The organism is Synechococcus sp. N32 (genome assembly GCF_900473895.1).
Taxonomy (GTDB): domain Bacteria; phylum Cyanobacteriota; class Cyanobacteriia; order PCC-6307; family Cyanobiaceae; genus Parasynechococcus.
This window is the reverse complement of the sequence record NZ_UCND01000015.1, coordinates 242,476-259,807: the sequence shown is the minus strand read 5'-3', so window position 1 is coordinate 259,807 and position 17,332 is coordinate 242,476. Positions and strand designations below refer to the sequence as shown.

General features: G+C 63.8%; 19 protein-coding genes, 1 tRNA gene and 1 pseudogene. 11 read left to right on the top strand and 10 right to left on the bottom strand.

Going from position 1 to position 17,332, the window contains the following annotated elements; all coding sequences use genetic code 11:
* The first annotated feature begins 27 nt into the window (after positions 1–27).
* From DXY35_RS09905 to DXY35_RS09885, 5 genes are all read left to right on the top strand, one after another.
* Entirely contained in the window at positions 28–291 is a 264-nt protein-coding gene (locus DXY35_RS09905; protein ID WP_011364125.1) for a hypothetical protein, read from the top strand.
* Positions 292–894: 603 nt separating this feature from the next.
* Positions 895–1,608: a peptide-methionine (S)-S-oxide reductase MsrA gene (gene msrA / locus DXY35_RS09895; protein WP_115082152.1), complete on the top strand. Its 714-nt coding sequence runs from the start codon at positions 895–897 to the stop codon at positions 1,606–1,608.
* A 34-nt stretch (positions 1,609–1,642) separates the two neighbouring features.
* A complete protein-coding gene (locus tag DXY35_RS12825; protein WP_170950595.1) occupies positions 1,643–1,807 on the top strand; it encodes a hypothetical protein in 165 nt (54 codons plus the stop codon).
* 67 nt (positions 1,808–1,874) lie between these two features.
* Entirely contained in the window at positions 1,875–2,210 is a 336-nt protein-coding gene (locus tag DXY35_RS09890) for a hypothetical protein (protein WP_115082475.1), read from the top strand.
* A gap of 14 nt (positions 2,211–2,224) precedes the next feature.
* Positions 2,225–2,298 (top strand) — tRNA-Pro (locus DXY35_RS09885).
* A 79-nt stretch (positions 2,299–2,377) separates the two neighbouring features.
* Here DXY35_RS09885 and DXY35_RS09880 read toward each other — a convergent pair.
* The 4 genes and pseudogenes from DXY35_RS09880 to DXY35_RS09865 all read right to left on the bottom strand — a co-directional run.
* Positions 2,378–2,590: pseudogene (locus DXY35_RS09880) on the bottom strand (replication/maintenance protein RepL); the annotation flags it as partial.
* A gap of 49 nt (positions 2,591–2,639) precedes the next feature.
* Positions 2,640–3,620: a phosphate ABC transporter substrate-binding protein PstS gene (gene pstS, locus DXY35_RS09875; protein WP_115082151.1), complete on the bottom strand. Its 981-nt coding sequence runs from the start codon at positions 3,618–3,620 to the stop codon at positions 2,640–2,642.
* Positions 3,621–3,708: 88 nt separating this feature from the next.
* The gene (locus DXY35_RS09870; protein ID WP_115082150.1) at positions 3,709–3,978 is read right to left on the bottom strand and encodes a hypothetical protein; all 270 of its coding nucleotides are present in this window, start codon (positions 3,976–3,978) and stop codon (positions 3,709–3,711) included.
* A 79-nt stretch (positions 3,979–4,057) separates the two neighbouring features.
* A complete protein-coding gene (locus tag DXY35_RS09865) occupies positions 4,058–4,900 on the bottom strand; it encodes a 3'-5' exonuclease (RefSeq protein ID WP_115082149.1) in 843 nt (280 codons plus the stop codon).
* Positions 4,901–4,985: 85 nt separating this feature from the next.
* On the opposite strand from DXY35_RS09865, the gene DXY35_RS09860 reads away from it, so the two are divergent.
* Together DXY35_RS09860 and DXY35_RS09855 are read left to right on the top strand one after the other, a co-directional pair.
* Complete coding sequence (locus DXY35_RS09860) at positions 4,986–5,441, top strand: peroxiredoxin (protein WP_115082148.1); 456 nt, start codon at positions 4,986–4,988, stop codon at positions 5,439–5,441.
* Between the two features lie 2 nt (positions 5,442–5,443).
* Entirely contained in the window at positions 5,444–6,172 is a 729-nt protein-coding gene (locus DXY35_RS09855; RefSeq protein ID WP_115082147.1) for a DUF1350 family protein, read from the top strand.
* Here DXY35_RS09855 and acs read toward each other — a convergent pair.
* Positions 6,162–8,135 (bottom strand): acetate--CoA ligase, encoded by a 1,974-nt coding sequence (gene acs / locus DXY35_RS09850; protein ID WP_115082146.1) that lies wholly within the window; start codon positions 8,133–8,135, stop codon positions 6,162–6,164. The two genes, DXY35_RS09855 and acs, sit on opposite strands and share 11 nt — an antisense overlap.
* 129 nt (positions 8,136–8,264) lie before the next feature.
* Here acs and DXY35_RS09845 point away from each other — a divergent pair, with 129 nt between their 5' ends.
* A complete protein-coding gene (locus tag DXY35_RS09845) occupies positions 8,265–8,915 on the top strand; it encodes an HAD family phosphatase (RefSeq protein ID WP_115082145.1) in 651 nt (216 codons plus the stop codon).
* A 9-nt stretch (positions 8,916–8,924) separates the two neighbouring features.
* Here the strand turns inward: DXY35_RS09845 and sds are convergent, their stop codons facing one another.
* Genes sds through DXY35_RS09820 form a run of 5 tightly spaced genes read right to left on the bottom strand, consistent with a single transcriptional unit; the run spans position 8,925 to position 13,415 of the window.
* Positions 8,925–9,896: a solanesyl diphosphate synthase gene (sds, locus tag DXY35_RS09840; RefSeq protein WP_115008902.1), complete on the bottom strand. Its 972-nt coding sequence runs from the start codon at positions 9,894–9,896 to the stop codon at positions 8,925–8,927.
* 37 nt (positions 9,897–9,933) lie between these two features.
* The gene (gene murI, locus DXY35_RS09835; RefSeq protein WP_115082144.1) at positions 9,934–10,731 is read right to left on the bottom strand and encodes a glutamate racemase; all 798 of its coding nucleotides are present in this window, start codon (positions 10,729–10,731) and stop codon (positions 9,934–9,936) included.
* Positions 10,728–11,822, bottom strand: coding sequence for an N-acetylmuramoyl-L-alanine amidase (locus DXY35_RS09830; RefSeq protein WP_115082143.1), 1,095 nt, complete (start codon positions 11,820–11,822; stop codon positions 10,728–10,730). The genes murI and DXY35_RS09830 overlap by 4 nt, the downstream gene beginning before the upstream one ends.
* A 5-nt stretch (positions 11,823–11,827) precedes the next feature.
* Complete coding sequence (locus tag DXY35_RS09825) at positions 11,828–12,649, bottom strand: carbon-nitrogen hydrolase family protein (protein ID WP_115082142.1); 822 nt, start codon at positions 12,647–12,649, stop codon at positions 11,828–11,830.
* Between the two features lie 34 nt (positions 12,650–12,683).
* Entirely contained in the window at positions 12,684–13,415 is a 732-nt protein-coding gene (locus tag DXY35_RS09820) for a 2-phosphosulfolactate phosphatase family protein (protein ID WP_115082141.1), read from the bottom strand.
* 63 nt (positions 13,416–13,478) lie between these two features.
* Here DXY35_RS09820 and DXY35_RS09815 point away from each other — a divergent pair, with 63 nt between their 5' ends.
* Genes DXY35_RS09815 through DXY35_RS09805 form a run of 3 tightly spaced genes read left to right on the top strand, consistent with a single transcriptional unit; the run spans position 13,479 to position 17,307 of the window.
* On the top strand, positions 13,479–15,041 hold the full coding sequence (locus DXY35_RS09815) for a UbiD family decarboxylase (protein ID WP_115082140.1): 1,563 nt from the start codon (positions 13,479–13,481) through the stop codon (positions 15,039–15,041).
* Positions 15,042–15,065: 24 nt separating this feature from the next.
* Entirely contained in the window at positions 15,066–16,391 is a 1,326-nt protein-coding gene (aroA, locus tag DXY35_RS09810; protein ID WP_115082139.1) for a 3-phosphoshikimate 1-carboxyvinyltransferase, read from the top strand.
* Positions 16,372–17,307, top strand: a complete 936-nt coding sequence (locus DXY35_RS09805) for a tRNA (5-methylaminomethyl-2-thiouridine)(34)-methyltransferase MnmD (RefSeq protein ID WP_115082138.1) — start codon at positions 16,372–16,374, stop codon at positions 17,305–17,307. The genes aroA and DXY35_RS09805 overlap by 20 nt, the downstream gene beginning before the upstream one ends.
* The last annotated feature ends 25 nt before the right edge of the window (positions 17,308–17,332 follow it).

The window sequence follows — 17,332 nt, the reverse complement described above, 5'->3', positions numbered from 1 at the left end:
CTTAGCTGTGAAGGCAACTCCTTGCCTATGACCAGCGGATCCCCCTTCGCGGTGCGCTGCACGCTCACCTTTGGCGATATCTACGGACAGGTGCTGGCCTGGATGGCCGTCATTTTTGTGAGCCTGGCTGCGGGGCTTGCCCTGATGGGCTCGTCGCGACCGGTGTTTGCGCTGGTGGGAGTGGGGCTGATTTTGGTGCTCAGCCTGCCGTTTCTGCTCTTCGCCTTCGTCACAACGCTGCTGAATCACATCCAGCTCAACCCAGTTGAGGGGGAAGCCAACGCGTCCTGAGCATCAACGGCAACAAGAAACGAGGGCCTGTCAACACGTCCGGAACGGCTATCCCGCGATGGTTCCGCAGGACGAGACAACTTTCCCTTGGTCGGCCATCAGCTGGAGCTCGTTCCATCCTGCACAGCGATTGAGGGCAGACAGTCCTGGCGCAGATGCGGTTTCTGGTTCAACCGTGTGAACCATCTGGTTTTGTTTCTGAGAAACAGCTTTCGTAATCAACAAGCCATCAATCAATGGCTTGCAATTGATTGATCCATCCAATTCGTCTTCTTTCTGGCCATGGCCCAGCCATCGGCACAATCTCCTCCACGCCTGATGACATTCCCAATGGTGTCCAAAGTCAAACGTGCCTGACCCGCAGACTCGTCTCGGGACAGATCAGCAACAGCGCCATTCAGGCTGAAAACCACTGACAAACAATCAACACCTTTCTGCAGAACATTGTTCAAAGAAGAACCACTCTTCAAGACAAGCTTTGATTCGTTCCCTATGTATCCCTCACTTGGGGAGCCATCACTGAAAGTTCACAGATGGCCCTCGACGCGCCAGCATCACTGTGCTGAATCCGCTGCCTAAGCTCTGCGGACCAACGCAACCAACATGCTTCCTTCCTGGCTGTCTCCCCGCGGCAGCGCCGAATCTTCGGCCCCGGCAACGCACGCCGTGTTGGGAACGCCGCTGAAGGCACCCCTGATGGCCGACCAGGAGGAAGCAATCTTTGCCTGTGGGTGCTTCTGGGGTGCTGAAAAAGGGTTCTGGCGATTGCCTGGGGTGGTGAGCACTGCTGTGGGGTATGCGGGCGGCCAGACCGAGCAACCCACTTACAACCAGGTCTGCTCCGGCAGAACGGGACACACGGAAGTTGTGCGTGTGGTGTGGAGCCGACCCGCCCTCGACTTCAGCGACCTGCTGAAACTGTTCTGGGAGTGCCACGACCCCACCCAGGGCAACAGGCAAGGCAACGACACCGGCAGCCAATACCGATCAGCCATCTACACGTTCAATCCGGAGCATCTGCAACTGGCCCTGGCCAGCCGGGATGCCTATCAAGTCGCCCTCTCGGCCAAGGGCTACGGGGCCATCACCACCGAAATCCTGGCGGACCAGACCTTCTATTTCGCTGAGGACTACCACCAGCAGTACCTCGCCAAACCCGGCAGCCGCCCCTACTGCTCCGCCATGCCAACCCAGACGCTGCTTGGTGACTTCGAGGGATCGAACTACAAACTCCCGAAGCAGGTCTGGGACAAGTACGACTGGTCCATCAGCCACTGCGTGCTTCGATCCGACAACAGCCCGATCGCCCTGGGCTGACTCGGCCAAGATGAGGACGGTCCCGACCCATGTCATGCCCGAGCCCTGGTCTGATCGGCAGGTGATCCTGGCGATTGCCCTCACCTTGATTTTGGTACTGGGCCTGATCCTCGGCAGTGTCTCCCACAACCGAGAGCAGCAAGCTCCGATGCTGTGGCGGGAGACCCCCCAACCCAAAGCAACACCTTTGGCAATCTGACCACCAGCCCGCGGGCACGCTTCCTGTTGGTGCGATCGTGGGTGAAGAAGGACGCCTCCGTTCTGCAGTGAGTGAACGGCCTGATCCATCCGAGCAGCGTCAACTGCATCCCCTGCCGAGGGGGCTGGTGGAGCTCTACGGCTTGATCGCCGTTCTGGTGGTGCTCATCCCCGAATGGCTGGCAGATGGAACCCTGAATCTGGGCCAAGCGAAAGGCCCTGCCTCACTCCCAATGCGCTCGAGAGCCTGGCGCACCCTGCCCGAGCTTCGTCTGGCGGCGATGACCCTGGCTGAGCTTCGCCAGGCCGCCGCAGAACTGCGGCTGTACCACTACGGATCCGCAACGAGAGACCAGCTCACCACTCGGTTGCTCAGGCGACTCAGACGCCGGGATGCACTGTGATAACTTAAATCTGACGGGGCGTGGCGCAGCTTGGTAGCGCACCACTTTGGGGTAGTGGGGGTCGTGGGTTCAAATCCCGCCGCTCCGATTCAACCGTCTTGTTTCCCCACCTGAACATCAACACTTCAGGGATTGAGCCGGCGTTTTCGCCGGTTCTTTTTTTGTCTTCAGCGGCGGCCAGCGCCGGTCACCATCAGATGCCTGGAGGCATCAATCTGAAGCCAGCCTTCATCCCGCAACTGCCCCAACACGCGGGTCACGGTCACCCGTGTGGTGCTGAGGGCACTGGCGATCTCCTGATGGGTCAGGCGAAGGTTGAGCCGCAACCCGGCCTCACAGGGTTCGCCAAAGTCCTTGGCGAGCAGCTCCAAAAAGCCCCGGTTCGGACTGTCCAAACCGGGGCTTTTCATTCACCGAAAGAAGAGGTTTTCAGGGCTGAATGCTCGCCACCGCACTGCGGGATTTTTCGAGGATGCTGCCCCGCAGAGGCACAAAGCCCAGGGCCGCCGCCCGCTCCTGGGTGGAATCTTCCAGCATGTAGTTGAAGACGTCCCGCACAGCCTCGGCCTTGGCGCCATTGCCGTTGGCATAGGCCAGCACCCAGGTGAGTGTGGCGATGGGGTAGGCCCCAGCTGCCTCGGGGTTGGGATTGCTGCCCGCCAGATGCTCATCAAGCTCAATGCCGTTGAGAGCTTTGGCACCGGCCTCCACGGAGGGCTGGAGGAATTCACCGGATTTGTTCTGCAGCGCAGCAGCCTTCACATTCCCCTTGATGTACGACTGATTCACGTAACCGATCGCACCCTCACGGTTCTCGATCACTCCGGCCACCCCGGAATTGCCCTTGGCCCCTACGCCCGCTGGCCACTTCACCGATTTGCCGCTGCCGAGGGTCCAATCGGTTGAGAAGGCCTGCATGGAATCGGCGAAGGCCTTGGTGGTGCCGGAGCCATCGGAGCGATGCACCCAGGTGATCGTGCCTGCTTCGCAGCCCAGCTCCTTCCAATCGCTGATGCCGCCCGTGGCCACCTCCACAGCCTGTTGCTGGGTGAGTTGAAGCTCGCAACCGGGCTTGTTGTATCCGAAGGCAATGGTTCCGCCCACCATCGGGATCTGAACCACTCCCTGGCTCACCTGCTTGCGATCGGCCTCTTTGATCGGGTCGTCCGAAGCGGCGAAATCCACGGTGCCATCAATGAAGGCTTTGCGACCGGAACCGGAACCCACCGCTTGGTAGTTCACCTTGATTCCACCGGAGCCGGCCAGATCGGCAAACCAACTCTGGTACACCTTGGCGGGGAAGGATGCTCCCGCCGCATTGAGGCTGGACACACTGGAGCTGCCACCACAGGCGGCGAGGCCAACAGCGAGGACGCTCAGGCTTGAAACAACAAGGGAACGACGTGCCAAAACCGTTTGTGTGATTTAGCCCATCCTCTCGCGGAGCAGGAGAGCTTGGGTTAAGAGCCCTCTAACAACTGCCTAAATCGGTCCACCTTCAGGTGGTGGGCAGAACGGTGGATGCAACGGTGAGCCGCGTGGCCACCGCGTAACAGCGCAGCCAGCGGTTCACCCGCTTGCGGTGGGGGGAGGGAACCTCCTCAATCAACTGGCTGAGTTCATCCGCCCCCATGCGTCGCAGGGCACGCACATCCACATGCCAGAGCGCTTCGGCTTCACGAATCAAACGCGCCCAGGTGCGCACCTGCTGCCATTGACGCAGGCGGGAGCGGATGGGGCGTTGATGGGGATGCAGAAAAGCCGTCATGGCTTCAGCCTGCTGCGTTCAGCAGCACTCTCTGCAAAATCACCCAGACGCTTCGGAGTGCTGAAGCAAATGCGCAGGCTCAGGCGCTGAGGCGATCGGCTTCGAGCTCAACGGGAGCGACCGGAAACTCCAGCTCCGCCACCTCACGATCGCTCAAACGACGGGTCCAGGCCCCCTTGATCGGATCGTTCCAACGGAAACCCGCTGCTTTGGCGAGGTGGCGTTCGTCGAACGACACCCGGGCACGCATCAACTGGCGGGGTTCCAGGCCCCGCTCCAACAGCTGCTCAAGATCGTCGCAGCGGGCGAAGACTTCCGCGATGTAGATGCAATCGCTGAGGGCGCGGTGGGCCGCCCAGACCGGAACGCCGTAGGCCAGGGCCAGGTCCCGCACCGACGGCCGCGAACGCAGCTGACGCTCCGCCGGCCAGCGGATGTCTTCCATAGTGCAGAGCCACGGTGTTGCGGTGGCCGGCACAACGCCGAGACCAAACCACTGGCGATCGAAGGCCGCGTTATGGGCCACCAGCAGATCGGCAGCTTCAAGCAGATGCTCAAACCACACCAGCGCCTCCCGCCAGGGCTGGGGCCTGCGGGTGACGGCGGCGGGGATCCGGTTGATCGCCTCTGCCGCGTTGGAGTCCACCGGCAGGAGAAACGATTGCTGGGCCAGCACCGAACGACTCGGCACATCAAACAAAATGCAGCCCACCTCCAGGCATTGGTCCTGCTGCGGATCCAGACCGGAGGTTTCGGTGTCGATGATCAGCAGGGTGGTGGGTGAGGCATTTGGCGCGTCCTCGGGCTGATCAGCCTTGGCCTCGGGTTCAGCGGCTGGCGGAGCAGGCATCGGTATTGCCGCTGTTTGGGGCTCCGCCTGAGGCCTTGAAAATCCCGCAAGCAAATCGAGCTGTTCAGGCATGGCGCAGTGACTCCTCCCGCCCCTGATTCTCCCGCCCCGGGCAAGGTGCCTGCTACCTAGGGTTCAACCTCTTCATTTCAATCGAATGGCCCTCGAGATCGGCGACCGGCTCCCCTCCTTCAGCCTGGAGGATCAGAACGGCGACCTTCGCACTCCCGCTTCGGTGCAGGGCCGCTGGCTGGTGCTGTTCTTCTATCCCAAGGACGACACACCTGGCTGCACAGCTGAAGCCTGCAGCTTCCGCGACAACGCAGAGAGCTTTGCTGCCCTCGATGCAGAGGTCTGGGGCATCAGCGGTGATGACGCCGTCAGCCACCGCCGTTTCGCCAGCCGCCACAACCTCACGTTTCCGCTGCTGTGCGACCGCAACAACGCCCTGCGCCGCGAGATGGGTGTGCCCAAAGCCCTTGGCCTGCTGCCCGGTCGCGTCACCTACATCGTTGATGGCGAGGGAGTGATCCGCCACACCTTCAGCAAACTCCTGGATGGCCCGGCCCACGTGCGTGAAGCACAGCAAGTGCTGAATCAGCTGCGCGGTTGAGCATGGCCAACTGGCGTCAGCTGGGCTCGATCTGGCAACTGCGGCCGGCCGAACCCACGGGATTGATCGAATTCATCGGTGGAAGCTATCTGGCGGCCACCCCCCAGATCAGCTACCGCAGGCTGCTGGAAGAGCTGGCGGCGGATGGGTTTGCGGTGCATGCCTGGGCCTATGTGCCCGGGTTCGATCATCAACGTCAGGCCCGCGATGCCTGGAGTGCCTTCCGCTCTGCGCGTCGCCAACTTGAGGAGCGCTGCGGGACCTTTGGGGCTCCGCTGCGGCTTGGCCACAGCCTGGGATGCAAGCTTCACCTGCTGGCCCCCGATGGGGGTCGGGGCAGCAGGGCTCTGGTGGCCCTGAGCTTCAACAACTTCAACGCCGATCGCTCGATTCCGCTCCTGGGGGAACTGGCACCAAGGCTCGGGGTGGAAACCGAGTTCAGCCCAAGCCCAGCTGAAACGCTTCGCTTGATCAGCCGCCACTACCAACAGGAGCGGAACCTGGTGGTGCGCTTCGGGCGCGATGAACTGGATCAAAGCGGCGATCTGATCCAGGCCCTGCGAGAACGTGCTTCCGACGCCAGCTCAACCCTGGAGCTGCCCGGCGATCACCTCACCCCAGCCAGTGCAGGGCTGCGGCGCAGCTTTCTCGGAGACTGGGCGGATGACCCCAGGCGGGTGGCGGTCATCCGTCAGCTGAGCCGAACCATCGGCCAGGCGATCAGGCCCTGAGGCGATCCAGCACGGAGCGATCTTCCAGGGTGCTGGTGTCGCCACTCACCTCCTGACCCGCCGCCAGGGCCCGCAGGATCCGGCGCATGATCTTGCCGCTGCGGGTCTTGGGCAGGGCATCACTGCAACGGATCTCGTCCGGTCGGGCAATCGGACCGATTTCCGTTCCCACGTGGGCGCGCAACTCCTTCACCAGGGCGTCATCGCCCTCGCGTCCCGCCTCCAGGGTGACGAAGGCCACGATGCCTTCGCCCTTGAGGTCGTCGGGCCGACCCACGACGGCCGCCTCAGCCACCGCAGGGTGACTGACCAGCGCTGATTCAATTTCCATCGTGCCGAGACGGTGGCCTGAGACGTTGATCACGTCATCGACGCGACCCATCACCCAGAAGTAGCCATCGGCATCCCGCCGGGCACCATCCCCGGCGAAATAGAGGTAGGACCCATCGGCAGGACGGATGTGCTCCCAATAGCTTTCGCGGAAGCGTTGGGGGTTGCCATGCACGGTGCGCATCATTCCAGGCCAGGGGGCACGCACCGCCAGGTAGCCGCCTTCATCGGCACCGCAGCTGTTGCCTTCCGCATCGATGATGTCGGCCTGAATGCCGGGCAGGGGCAGGGTGGCGGAGCCCGGCTTGGTGGGCGTTGCCCCCGGCAGGGGGCTGATCATCACCCCGCCGGTTTCGGTCTGCCACCAGGTGTCGACGATCGGGCAGCGGTTGCCTCCAATCACGTCGCGATACCACATCCAGGCCTCCGGATTGATCGGTTCGCCGACGGTGCCGAGCAGGCGAAGGCTGCTCATGTCGAATTGATCCGGAACGGAGCGGCCACTCTTCATGAACGCCCGGATTGCGGTGGGAGCCGTGTAGAAGATCGAGATCTTGTGTTTCTGGATCAACTCCCAGAAGGCACCGGGCTTGGACGGTCGCGGCGCACCCTCGTACATCACCGTCGTGGCACCGTTCGACAAGGGGCCGTAGACGATGTAGCTGTGGCCGGTGATCCAACCCACATCGGCCGTACACCAGAAGACATCCTCATCCCGGATGTCGAAGATCCACTGGAAGGTGAGGTGCGCCCAGAGGTTGTAGCCGGCGGTGGTGTGAACAACGCCCTTGGGCTTGCCGGTGGAGCCGGAGGTATACAGCACGAACAGGCGGTCCTCGCTGGCCATCGGCTCAGCGGGGCAGTCGGCACTCTGACCCTCCACCAGGTCATGCCACCACTGATCACGACCGGAAACCATCTCCACGTCCTGCTTGGTGCGCTGCACCACAAGCACGCCGGTCACCGAGGGGCAGGCGCCATTGGCCAGCGCCGCATCTACCGCGGGCTTGAGTGACACCGGCTTGTCTTTGCGGAAGCCGCCATCAGCGGTGATCACCGCTTTCACTTCACCATCGTTGAGCCGATCCCTCAGGGCTTCGGCGGAAAAGCCGCCGAACACCACTGAATGGGGTGCACCGATGCGCGCGCAGGCGAGCATGGCGATCGCCGCCTCAGGCACCATCGGCATGTAGAGCGCCACAAGGTCACCCTTGCCGATGCCCATGGCCTTGAGGCCATTGGCGGCTTTGCACACCTCGGCATGCAGTTCCTGGTAGGTGAAACGGCGCACATCCCCCGGTTCTCCTTCCCAGATCAACGCTGTCTTCTGCGCCGTTGGCCCATCGAGATGACGGTCCAGGCAGTTGTAGGAGAGATTGGTGGTGCCGCCCTCAAACCAGCGCGCGAACGGAGGATTCGACCAATCGAGCACGGTGTGGAAGGGCTCGAACCAATGCAGTTCTCGAGAGGCGGCCTCACCCCAGAAGGCATCAGGATCGTTTTTGGCGGCATCGGCCATGGCCCGGTAGGCCTCGAGGCTGCCGATGCGCGCTTTGGCGGCGGTGTCTGCTGGCGGCTCGAACACCCGCTGCTCCTGCAGCACGCTTTCGATGGTGGTGTTGGCGTCGGTCACAGCAGACTGCCCAGTACTTCTCCTGGAAGGGTAAGGAGCAGGACCCCGCTTGATCCAGGTCCCGTATCAATCCGTCGGACGATGATGCAGTCGATGCGAAAGGATTGAGCTGGGCATCGCCATCCCGGGATGAAACTGCCACCTGCCGCTTGCCTGTTCGATCTGGATGGGCTTCTGCTCGACACCGAGCCGCTGCATGGCCGGGGCTGGTGGGAAGCCGCGGCCCACTTCGGCACCCAGCTGAGCGAGGCCCAGTTGATGCAGCTGAAGGGCCGTCGACGGCTCGACTGTGCGGCCCAGGTGGATGCATGGCTGGCGAAACCGGTGGGCGCGGATGCGCTGTTGGCGGTGCAGCAGCCGATCGTGCGTGCCCTGCTTCCGGATGCTGCCCCGATGCCTGCCGCGCAGGAGCTGGTAGCGCATTGCCACAACCGGGGCATCCCCATGGCACTGGTCACCAGCAGCAGCAACGAGGCCGTTGCGTTCAAGGCAGCACCCCATCCCTGGCTGGAGCTAATCCAGGAACGGGTCTATGGCGACGATCCCGAGCTCAACGCGGGCAAACCCGACCCCGCACCCTTTCGGCTTGCTGCCCACCGCTTGGGGCTCAACCCAAGCAACTGCTGGGCCCTGGAGGATTCCCAGGCCGGCAGCAAATCGGCCCTTGGCGCTGGGTGTCAGGTCTGGCTGGTGAGCCCCAAGGGCTCAGACCAACCCGACCTGAACACCAACCCCTGTGCCATCAACAGCCTGGCTGTTGTGTGGAAGCTGTTGACTTGAAGTCGCAGCTCAGTACAGGCGGCTGAGGACAAAGTCCGGCAGTTCCATCAAGGCGCGTTGCGCCGCAGACTCCGGCAGCCAAGCGATCGATTCCCGGGATTCGCGGGCAAAGGTTTCCGCCAGCTCACGGGTGCGTTCAATCGCCTTGGAGGCCCGCACCATCTCCAGAGCCTTGTCCAGGTCACCGGGCTCGGAGAACTGGCGATCGATCAACGGCTGCAGCGATGGATGCTCCTCAAGGGCATAAAAGGTGGGAGCCGTGAGATAGCCGCTGGCGAGATCACTGGCAGCCGGCTTGCCGAGCTGCTGGTCGCTCCCGGTGAAATCGAGGATGTCATCCACCACCTGGAAGGCCAGGCCCAACTGGCGACCGAATTGATAGAGGCTGTCGAGCTGGGAGGGTGAGCAGCCGCTGAGCACGCCTGCAGCACGGCAGCTGTTGGCAATCAGGGAAGCCGTCTTGCAGTAGCTCTTTTCGAGGTAGGTCTCAAAGGTTTGGGCCGTGTCGAAGCGGTAGAGGCCCTGCTTCACCTCCCCATCCGCAAGATCCATGATCACGCGGCTGAGCAGCTTGACCACGTCGAGGTCATCGAGATTGGCAAGGTGCCAGCTGGCCTGAGCGAAGAGGAAGTCGCCGGCAAGAACAGCAACCCGGGCATCGAACCGGCTGTGGACCGTGTCCACCCCGCGCCGGGTGGACGCCTCATCCACCACATCGTCGTGAACGAGCGAGGCCGTGTGGATCATTTCAGTGATCTCAGCCAGGCGGCGGTGGCGGGGCGTGAGCTCTCCCTGAGGGGATAGAGCCCGCGACAGAAGCAGAACGATGCCGGGGCGCAACCGCTTGCCGCCGGCACTGAACAGATGCTCGGCGGCGGCCTGGAGGATGGGGTGACCTGCCCCGATCAGGCTGCGCAGGTCTCCGAGCAGGGTTTCAAGATCTGTCTCTACCGGTTGGAGTAGCTCGGTAACGGTGCTCATGACTCCCCTCGGCGCCGCGATCCTAGTGGTCCCACGCTCAGTCCTGCAGCAGCTGAAGGCTGACGGCAGGCCGCTGGCCCAGCCAGGGGGTGGCGCGCACAGCGAAGCCATCGGGGTCTGCGGTGACGCAGAAGCGGCAGCTCTCCAGGGAAAACGGCCTTGGAGCCGGCGAGATCTTCGCCGGTGGCCCCAGAACGGCATCCAGTTGACGGGCCACGCCGATGGCCGGGTCAATGATCTGGACCGCCTCCGGCAGCAGCTGACGCAACAGCGGCACCAATAACGGGTAATGGGTGCAACCCAGAACGATCGAGTCCACGGAGGCTGCCAGCAGGGGTTCGAGATAGGCCTGGGCCGCACGACGCAGGTCGTCGCTGTTCATCTCGCCGGCTTCGATCAAAGGCACAAAGGCAGGACAGGCCTGCTCGATCACCACCGAGCCGGGATGAAGCGCTTCGATGCTGGCCCGGTAGGCCGAGGAGGCCACGGTGGCTGGTGTGGCCAGCACGCCAACACGGCGCGTTCCCAACATCGCTGCGGCGGCGCCGATCAGACCGATCACCGGCACCCCGGCCTGGCCCTCGGCCACATCCCTCGCCAGGGCATTGGTGGTGTTGCAGGCCATCACCACGGTGGAGACCTGTTGGTCGCGCAACCAACCCACCACTTCTGCGGCGATGCGCCGGATGTCATCCGATTGACGGTTGCCATAGGGAACCCGGGCCGTGTCACCGAGGTAGACGCAGGGCACCGGTCCATGGCGTTCGAGCACCCGACGCAGAACCGTCAGACCACCGAGGCCGCTGTCGAAGAACCCCAGCAGTTGCTTCGTCATCGCACCTCCTGCTTGAGGTAGTTGAGGATGCCGGCCGCCAGAGCCAAGGCCAGGCGGCGGCGATGGTCGGCCTTGGCCAGACGCGGCGCATCAATCGCCCCGGTGACGAATCCCATCTCCACCAGAGCCGAAGGCATGGTGCTGCGCCGGATCACGAAGAAGCGACCACGTCTGACGCCGCGGTTCGGTGTTCCGGGGGACACATCCATCATCTGCTGCTGCAGATAGGACGCGAGGCGTCCAGAACGGGGGTCCGAGAAGAAGAACGTCTCGATCCCGTTCACATCCGGACGGTTCATGCTCAGGGCATTGGCATGGATGCTCACGAAGGCCGTGGCCCCACTGCGGTTCGCCAGGGACACCCGCGGCGGCAGGTCCACATCCACTTCACGGGTGCGGGTCAAGCGCACGTCCACGCCCCTCGCCCGCAGAAGGTCGGCCACCTGAAGCGAAACATCCAAAACCACGTCGGTCTCGCGCAGACCGCCGATGCCGATGGCCCCCGGATCAGGCCCCCCATGACCGGGGTCGATCACGATGCGATAGCGGTTGCGGGCCACAGTGGGCAGCCCGGAAGGATCCACCGGCGTGCGGGTGGGACCGAAGCCACCCGGTGGGAGCCAGGCCGTGGCACGACCGCTGAGGTCGCCTTCACCGAAATCATCCAAGCCGCGGGTGGGCAGGCCTGTGAACACCAGTTCCCAACGGTCCGGAGCGGTTCCGCGCAGGCGCAGATCGTTGGGGTTGAGATCCACATCAGGGCGGAATTCCACCACCAGACGGGTGGCACCCGCGCGGGGTTTGCCCAGCCGGATCTCACGGACGGCACCGCGTCCCGCCAGGCGCCGCGGGAATCTCAGCTCACCTGGTATGTCAATCCAGACCCTGGTGCCGCGGCCATCGCTGGCGGCCTGAAAAAACGCCTCCAAGCGAGCGTTCCGGCTGGTGCGCAGCTTGAGAACCCCCTCCTCGGTGAAGGCCCAGGCGGCCAAGGCACTGGCGGCTCGGGCAGGCAACGCCTGGGTGAAGGCCGTGCACTGCAGGGCTGCGGCCAGAAGCCAGGCCATCCGTCGGGACGAGGCCGGAGCCATGGCGCTCAGAACAGCGTGGGTTGGCGGTGCCGAAGGCTCGGCATCTGACCCCGAACATGACCGAGGTGGTTGGTGTTCACCGGAGCAATGGCGGCTCCCGCCAAGACACCCGCATCCGCGAGGACCGTTCCCCAGGGATCAATCACCAGGGCGTGTCCATGGCTCTGACGGCGACCGTGGTGGACACCGGTCTGAGCCGGAGCGAGGACATAGGCCGTGTTTTCAATGGCCCTGGCCTGCAGAAGCACCTGCCAGTGGTCTTTTCCGGTGAAGGCCGTGAATGCCGCAGGAATCATCAACAGGTCTGCGCCGGCACCGACGAGATGGCGATAGAGCTCAGGAAACCGCACGTCGTAGCAAATGGACAGCCCCACTTTGCAGAGACCAGGAATCTCAACAACCGGAGGCAGATCCCTGCCTGGGTTCACCGTTGCCGACTCGCGGTAGGTGTTGCCGTCCGGCAGGTCGACATCGAAGAGGTGAATCTTGTCGTAACGGCCCAGGAGCATGCCGTCACGGTCGACAAGCTCAGCGCGGTTCAGGGTTCGCGATCCGTCACCCACCGGCACAGGAAAGCCACCACCCAGCAGCGCCACCTGATAGCGACGCGCCATGGTCACCAGGAAGCGACTGCTCTGCTCCGCCAGAGTGGGAGCCAGCTCCAGGCGCCGGCTGTCTTCGCCCATGAAAGCGAAGTTCTCCGGGAGACCGATCAGCTCAGCACCACGGCGGGCAGCCAGATCGATCTGCTCTTCAGCTGCATTGAAGTTGAGCTCCGGGTCCTGACCGCTCGTCAGCTGGACAGCAGCCGCCAGGAAGTCGCTCACATGCACTGATCAGATGAGCGAACTTTAGTGAGGGTCAGGCCGCCCGAAGCACTCCGGGCTCGACCTGTGTCGGAACGACACTGAGCTGATCGAGGCCAGCACAGCAGCGGAAATCCGCGTCGTGATCGCCCAGGCGAATCAAGCGCTGACCATGGCTCGCCGTGCGAAGACAAGCCTCCGGTTCAGATCGCCACTGACGCCAGAGGGAGACGGCTGCCGTGAGTTCGTCGTTGGCGGCACGGCTGCCCGTGGAATCCAGCTCCAGCAAGCGATGGCCCAAGGCACCAGCGGCCAGGGAATCCTCGAGGGAATAGGCCCCCTCCCAACCGCTGCCGACAATCGCCACGTGGCTGGGTTGTTTCGCCAGCAAGCGCTGGGCCACGGCTTCACGGTTCGGCAACGCCGCCGTTAGCAGCAGGGGGACCTCGCGGACACGATCGAGCGCCCGGGTGCCATTGGTGGTGCTCATGAACAGACGCTTGCCAGCCACGCGCTCCGGCGTCACGGCAACGGGTGAATTGCCCAGGTCAAACCCCTCGAGCATCTGCCCACCTCGCTCACCAAGGAGCAACCGAGCATCGGCAGGCCACGCCGCAGCAGCAGCACGCAGATCGTCGAGGCTGGCGAAGGCCTGCACCGCCTCCGCACCGTTGTGCAACGCCCAGGCAATGGTGGTAGTGGCCCGGAGCACATCAATAACCACCGCCGCATCGGGGCGAAGGTCCTGCGGCATCTCTGCCGGCACATGGAAGTAGGAGATCTGCATGGCCACGCTGAACACCGGCGTGCGACACAGTACCGAGACCGCTTGCGCCGAGACCCTCATCCCATGGCCCTGTTCCAATCCGGTCCGGCCACCCGAGATCTGCGGGGCTTCCTCAAGCTGCTCGAGGACCGCGGCCAGCTGCGCCGGATCACAGCACCGGTGGATCCCGACCTTGAGCTGGCGGCCATTGCCGACCGGGTGCTGAGCCAAGGGGGGCCCGCTCTTCTGTTCGAGAACGTGATCGGCTCGTCAATGCCGGTGGCCGTCAACACCCTCGGCACCGTGGAACGGGTGGTGTGGAGCATGGGCCTCGAACGGGCCGAGCAGCTGGAGGAGCTGGGGTCACGCCTGGCCCTGCTGCAGCAACCCCGCCCCCCCAAAGGCCTGGAGGAAACCAAACAGTTCGCCCGGGTCTTCTGGGACCTGGTCAAGGCCAAGCCCGACCGCGACCTCACACCCCCCTGCCGTCAGCAGGTGTTCCGTGGCGATGAGGTTGATCTCGACAACATCCCCCTGATCCGGCCCTGGCCAGGGGATGCCGGGGGCGTGATCACGCTTGGACTGGTGATCACCAAAGACCCCGAAACCGGTGTCCCCAACGTGGGTGTTTACCGGCTTCAGAAGCAGTCGGTGAACACCATGACCGTGCACTGGTTGAGCGTGCGCGGTGGTGCCCGCCACCTGCGAAAGGCAGCCGCCATGGGCAAGAAGCTGGAGGTGGCGGTGGCCATCGGCGTGCACCCGCTGCTGGTGATGGCCGCAGCCACACCGATCCCGGTGCAACTCAGCGAGTGGCTGTTCGCAGGCATCTATGCCGGAGAAGGGGTTCGTCTGGCCCCCTGCAAAACCATCGACCTGCAGGTGCCCAGCCACAGCGAAGTGGTTCTGGAGGGAACGATCACTCCCGGTGAAGTGCTGCCGGATGGCCCCTTCGGGGATCACATGGGGTTCTACGGCGGTGTGGAGGACTCACCTCTGGTGCGCTTCCACTGCATGACCCAACGGCGGGATCCGGTGTTTCTCACCACCTTCAGCGGCCGTCCTCCCAAGGAAGAAGCGATGCTGGCCATCGCGCTGAACCGGATCTACACGCCGATCCTGCGGCAGCAGATCCCAGAGATCACCGACTTCTTCCTGCCGATGGAAGCGCTCAGCTACAAGCTGGCGGTGATCTCGATCGACAAGGCCTATCCAGGGCAGGCCAAGCGTGCTGCCATGGCCTTCTGGAGTGCCCTGCCGCAATTCACATACACCAAGTTCGTTGTGGTGGTGGACAGTCACATCAACGTGCGCGACCCGCGTCAGGTGGTCTGGGCCATTGCGGCCCAGGTTGATCCCCAGCGCGACCTGTTCACCCTGGAAAACACCCCCTTCGACACCCTGGACTTCGCCAGCGAGCAGTTGGGCCTGGGGGGACGACTGGCCATTGATGCCACCACCAAGGTGGGACCTGAGAAAAATCACGAATGGGGCGAACCCCTCAGCCGTCCCGCGGATCTGGAACAGCGGGTCAGCGACCGCTGGGCCGAGCTGGGTCTGGAGGACCTCGGCACCGACGACCCCGACCCCAGCCTCTTCGGCTATGCCCTCGATCGCCTGATTCAGGGCCTGAAGACCGGCCAATAGGATCAGCCCAACGACAAAACAACCTTGAGCGGCACAGGCCAATCCGACGATCCCCGTGAGCTCAAGGCCGGAGGAAGCCTCCAGGGACGGGTGAAGGTGCCAGGCGATAAATCGATCTCGCACCGATCGCTGCTGTTCGGCGCCATCGCAGAGGGCACCACAACCATTGATGGTCTGCTCCCGGCCGAAGACCCCCTGAGCACCGCCGCCTGCCTGCGGGCCATGGGCGTCAAGATCAGCCCGATCACCGATGGCGGCATCGTCACCGTGGAGGGGGTTGGCCTCGACGGATTGCATGAGCCAGCAGAAGTGCTCGACTGCGGCAACTCCGGCACCACGATGCGATTAATGCTGGGCCTGCTGGCGGGCCGCGACGGTCGCCACTTCGTGCTGGATGGCGATGCCTCCCTGCGCCGCCGCCCGATGCGTCGGGTGGGCCAGCCGTTGGCCTCGATGGGTGCGGATGTGCGTGGCCGTGATGGCGGCAACCTGGCGCCGCTGGCGGTGCAGGGGCGCCAGCTGAAAGGAACGGTGATCGGCACGCCCGTGGCCAGTGCTCAAGTGAAATCAGCCCTGCTTCTGGCTGCGCTCACGGCCGAGAGCCCGACCACGGTGATCGAACCGGCCCAGTCCCGTGATCACAGCGAGCGGATGCTGAAGGCCTTCGGAGCTGATCTCACCGTTGGCGGCGAAATGGGACGGCACATCAGCGTGCGTCCCGGCGCCACCCTGCAGGGCCAGAACGTGGTGGTCCCTGGTGACATCAGCTCGGCGGCCTTCTGGCTTGTGGCGGGAGCCCTGATTCCAGGTGCCGATCTCACCATCGAAAACGTGGGGCTGAATCCAACACGCACCGGGATCCTTGAAGTGCTGGAGCAGATGGGTGCCCGGATCGAGGTGCTCAACCCCCGTGACGTGGCGGGCGAACCGGTGGGCGATCTGCGGGTGACCCACGGGCCATTGAAGCCCTTCAACTTTGGCGAGCAGATCATGCCCCGCCTCGTGGATGAGGTGCCGATCCTCAGCGTCGCCGCCTGTTTCTGCGAGGGCGAAAGCCGGATCAGTGGAGCGTCTGAACTGCGGGTGAAGGAAACCGATCGGCTGGCCGTGATGGCGCGTCAGCTCAAGGCCATGGGTGCCGACATTGATGAGCATGAGGACGGCATGACCATCCGCGGCGGTCGACCGCTCAAGGGAGCCATGCTGGACAGCGAAACCGATCACCGGGTGGCGATGAGCCTCGGCGTGGCGGCCATGCTCGCCGACGGCAACTCAAGCCTGGCGAGGAGCGAAGCTGCAGCTGTGTCGTATCCCTCGTTCTGGGTCGAACTTGAACGGCTCCGCTGCTGAGCTCGGTGCGCTCCGCGTCTACCCGACGGCGGATGGCAGCTTCAGCCTGCACAGCGATCACTTCGGCGAGGCCTTTCACAACTCGGCGGGAGCCCTGAATGAGGCCCGGGCCAAGTTCGTCCAACCCGCTGAGCTGCAGCGCTTCAGAAGCGGCTCTGATTTAAGGATCCTGGATGTGTGCCTGGGGCTCGGCTACAACACGGCCGCTGTGCTGGAAGCCTTGCCGACGGCAGAGCCGAAGCTGCAGTGGTGGGGGCTTGAGCTGGACCGCCGGCCCTTGGAACAAGCCTTGGAGCAGGCCAGTTTCCAATCCCTCTGGTCAGCCTCTGTGCTGGCGAGACTTGAAGCCATTCGCGACCAGGGCTGCTGGAAAGAACCCAACAACTGGCAAAAACCCAACAGCCAAGGGATCCAGCTCTGGGGCGATGCCCGATCGATGCTCCGGGAGATTCCCGAGCCCGTTCGCTTTGATCTGGTGCTGCTGGACGCCTTCTCCCCCCAGCGCTGCCCGGAACTGTGGAGCGAGGAATTCCTGGGAGCGCTGGCGCAGCGCTTGGCTCCGCAGGGACGGTTGCTCACCTACAGCCGTTCCGCCGCGGTGCGGGCCAGCCTGAAGCGGGCGGGCTTGAGTCTGCATTCCCTGCTGCCGGCCCCGGGCGAACGGGTGGGGTGGAGCAGCGGCACCATGGCCACGCCCGCAGACTCCGGGTGTCCTCCAAAGGGCCCCGGTTGGCGCCAGCTCTCGGCGATGGAATGGGAACACCTGCAGACCCGGGCGGCCGTGCCATTTCGTGATCCCCAGGGCAACGCCACAGCTGAAGACATCCTTGAGCGCCGCCGCCTTGAACAGGAGCATTGCGGTTATGAACCCACCAATGCCTGGCAAAGGCGCTGGCGCAAAGACAGTCCGTCCTGAGCCCGGTAGATTCCGCCCGTCTTCC

Excerpts from the sequence above, each read along its gene's own strand:
- sds (WP_115008902.1), bottom strand. The coding sequence starts at position 9,896 with ATGAGCACCGTTACCGAGCTACTCCAACCGGTAGAGACAGATCTTGAA.
- DXY35_RS09905 (WP_011364125.1), top strand. The coding sequence starts at position 28 with ATGACCAGCGGATCCCCCTTCGCGGTGCGCTGCACGCTCACCTTTGGC.
- DXY35_RS12825 (WP_170950595.1), top strand. The coding sequence starts at position 1,643 with ATGCCCGAGCCCTGGTCTGATCGGCAGGTGATCCTGGCGATTGCCCTC.
- DXY35_RS09830 (WP_115082143.1), bottom strand. The coding sequence starts at position 11,822 with ATGGCTCCGGCCTCGTCCCGACGGATGGCCTGGCTTCTGGCCGCAGCC.
- DXY35_RS09855 (WP_115082147.1), top strand. The coding sequence starts at position 5,444 with ATGGCCAACTGGCGTCAGCTGGGCTCGATCTGGCAACTGCGGCCGGCC.
- DXY35_RS09865 (WP_115082149.1), bottom strand. The coding sequence starts at position 4,900 with ATGCCTGAACAGCTCGATTTGCTTGCGGGATTTTCAAGGCCTCAGGCG.
- DXY35_RS09860 (WP_115082148.1), top strand. The coding sequence starts at position 4,986 with ATGGCCCTCGAGATCGGCGACCGGCTCCCCTCCTTCAGCCTGGAGGAT.
- DXY35_RS09815 (WP_115082140.1), top strand. The coding sequence starts at position 13,479 with ATGGCCCTGTTCCAATCCGGTCCGGCCACCCGAGATCTGCGGGGCTTC.
- murI (WP_115082144.1), bottom strand. The coding sequence starts at position 10,731 with ATGACGAAGCAACTGCTGGGGTTCTTCGACAGCGGCCTCGGTGGTCTG.
- msrA (WP_115082152.1), top strand. The coding sequence starts at position 895 with ATGCTTCCTTCCTGGCTGTCTCCCCGCGGCAGCGCCGAATCTTCGGCC.
- DXY35_RS09820 (WP_115082141.1), bottom strand. The coding sequence starts at position 13,415 with ATGCAGATCTCCTACTTCCATGTGCCGGCAGAGATGCCGCAGGACCTT.
- DXY35_RS09870 (WP_115082150.1), bottom strand. The coding sequence starts at position 3,978 with ATGACGGCTTTTCTGCATCCCCATCAACGCCCCATCCGCTCCCGCCTG.
- DXY35_RS09845 (WP_115082145.1), top strand. The coding sequence starts at position 8,265 with ATGAAACTGCCACCTGCCGCTTGCCTGTTCGATCTGGATGGGCTTCTG.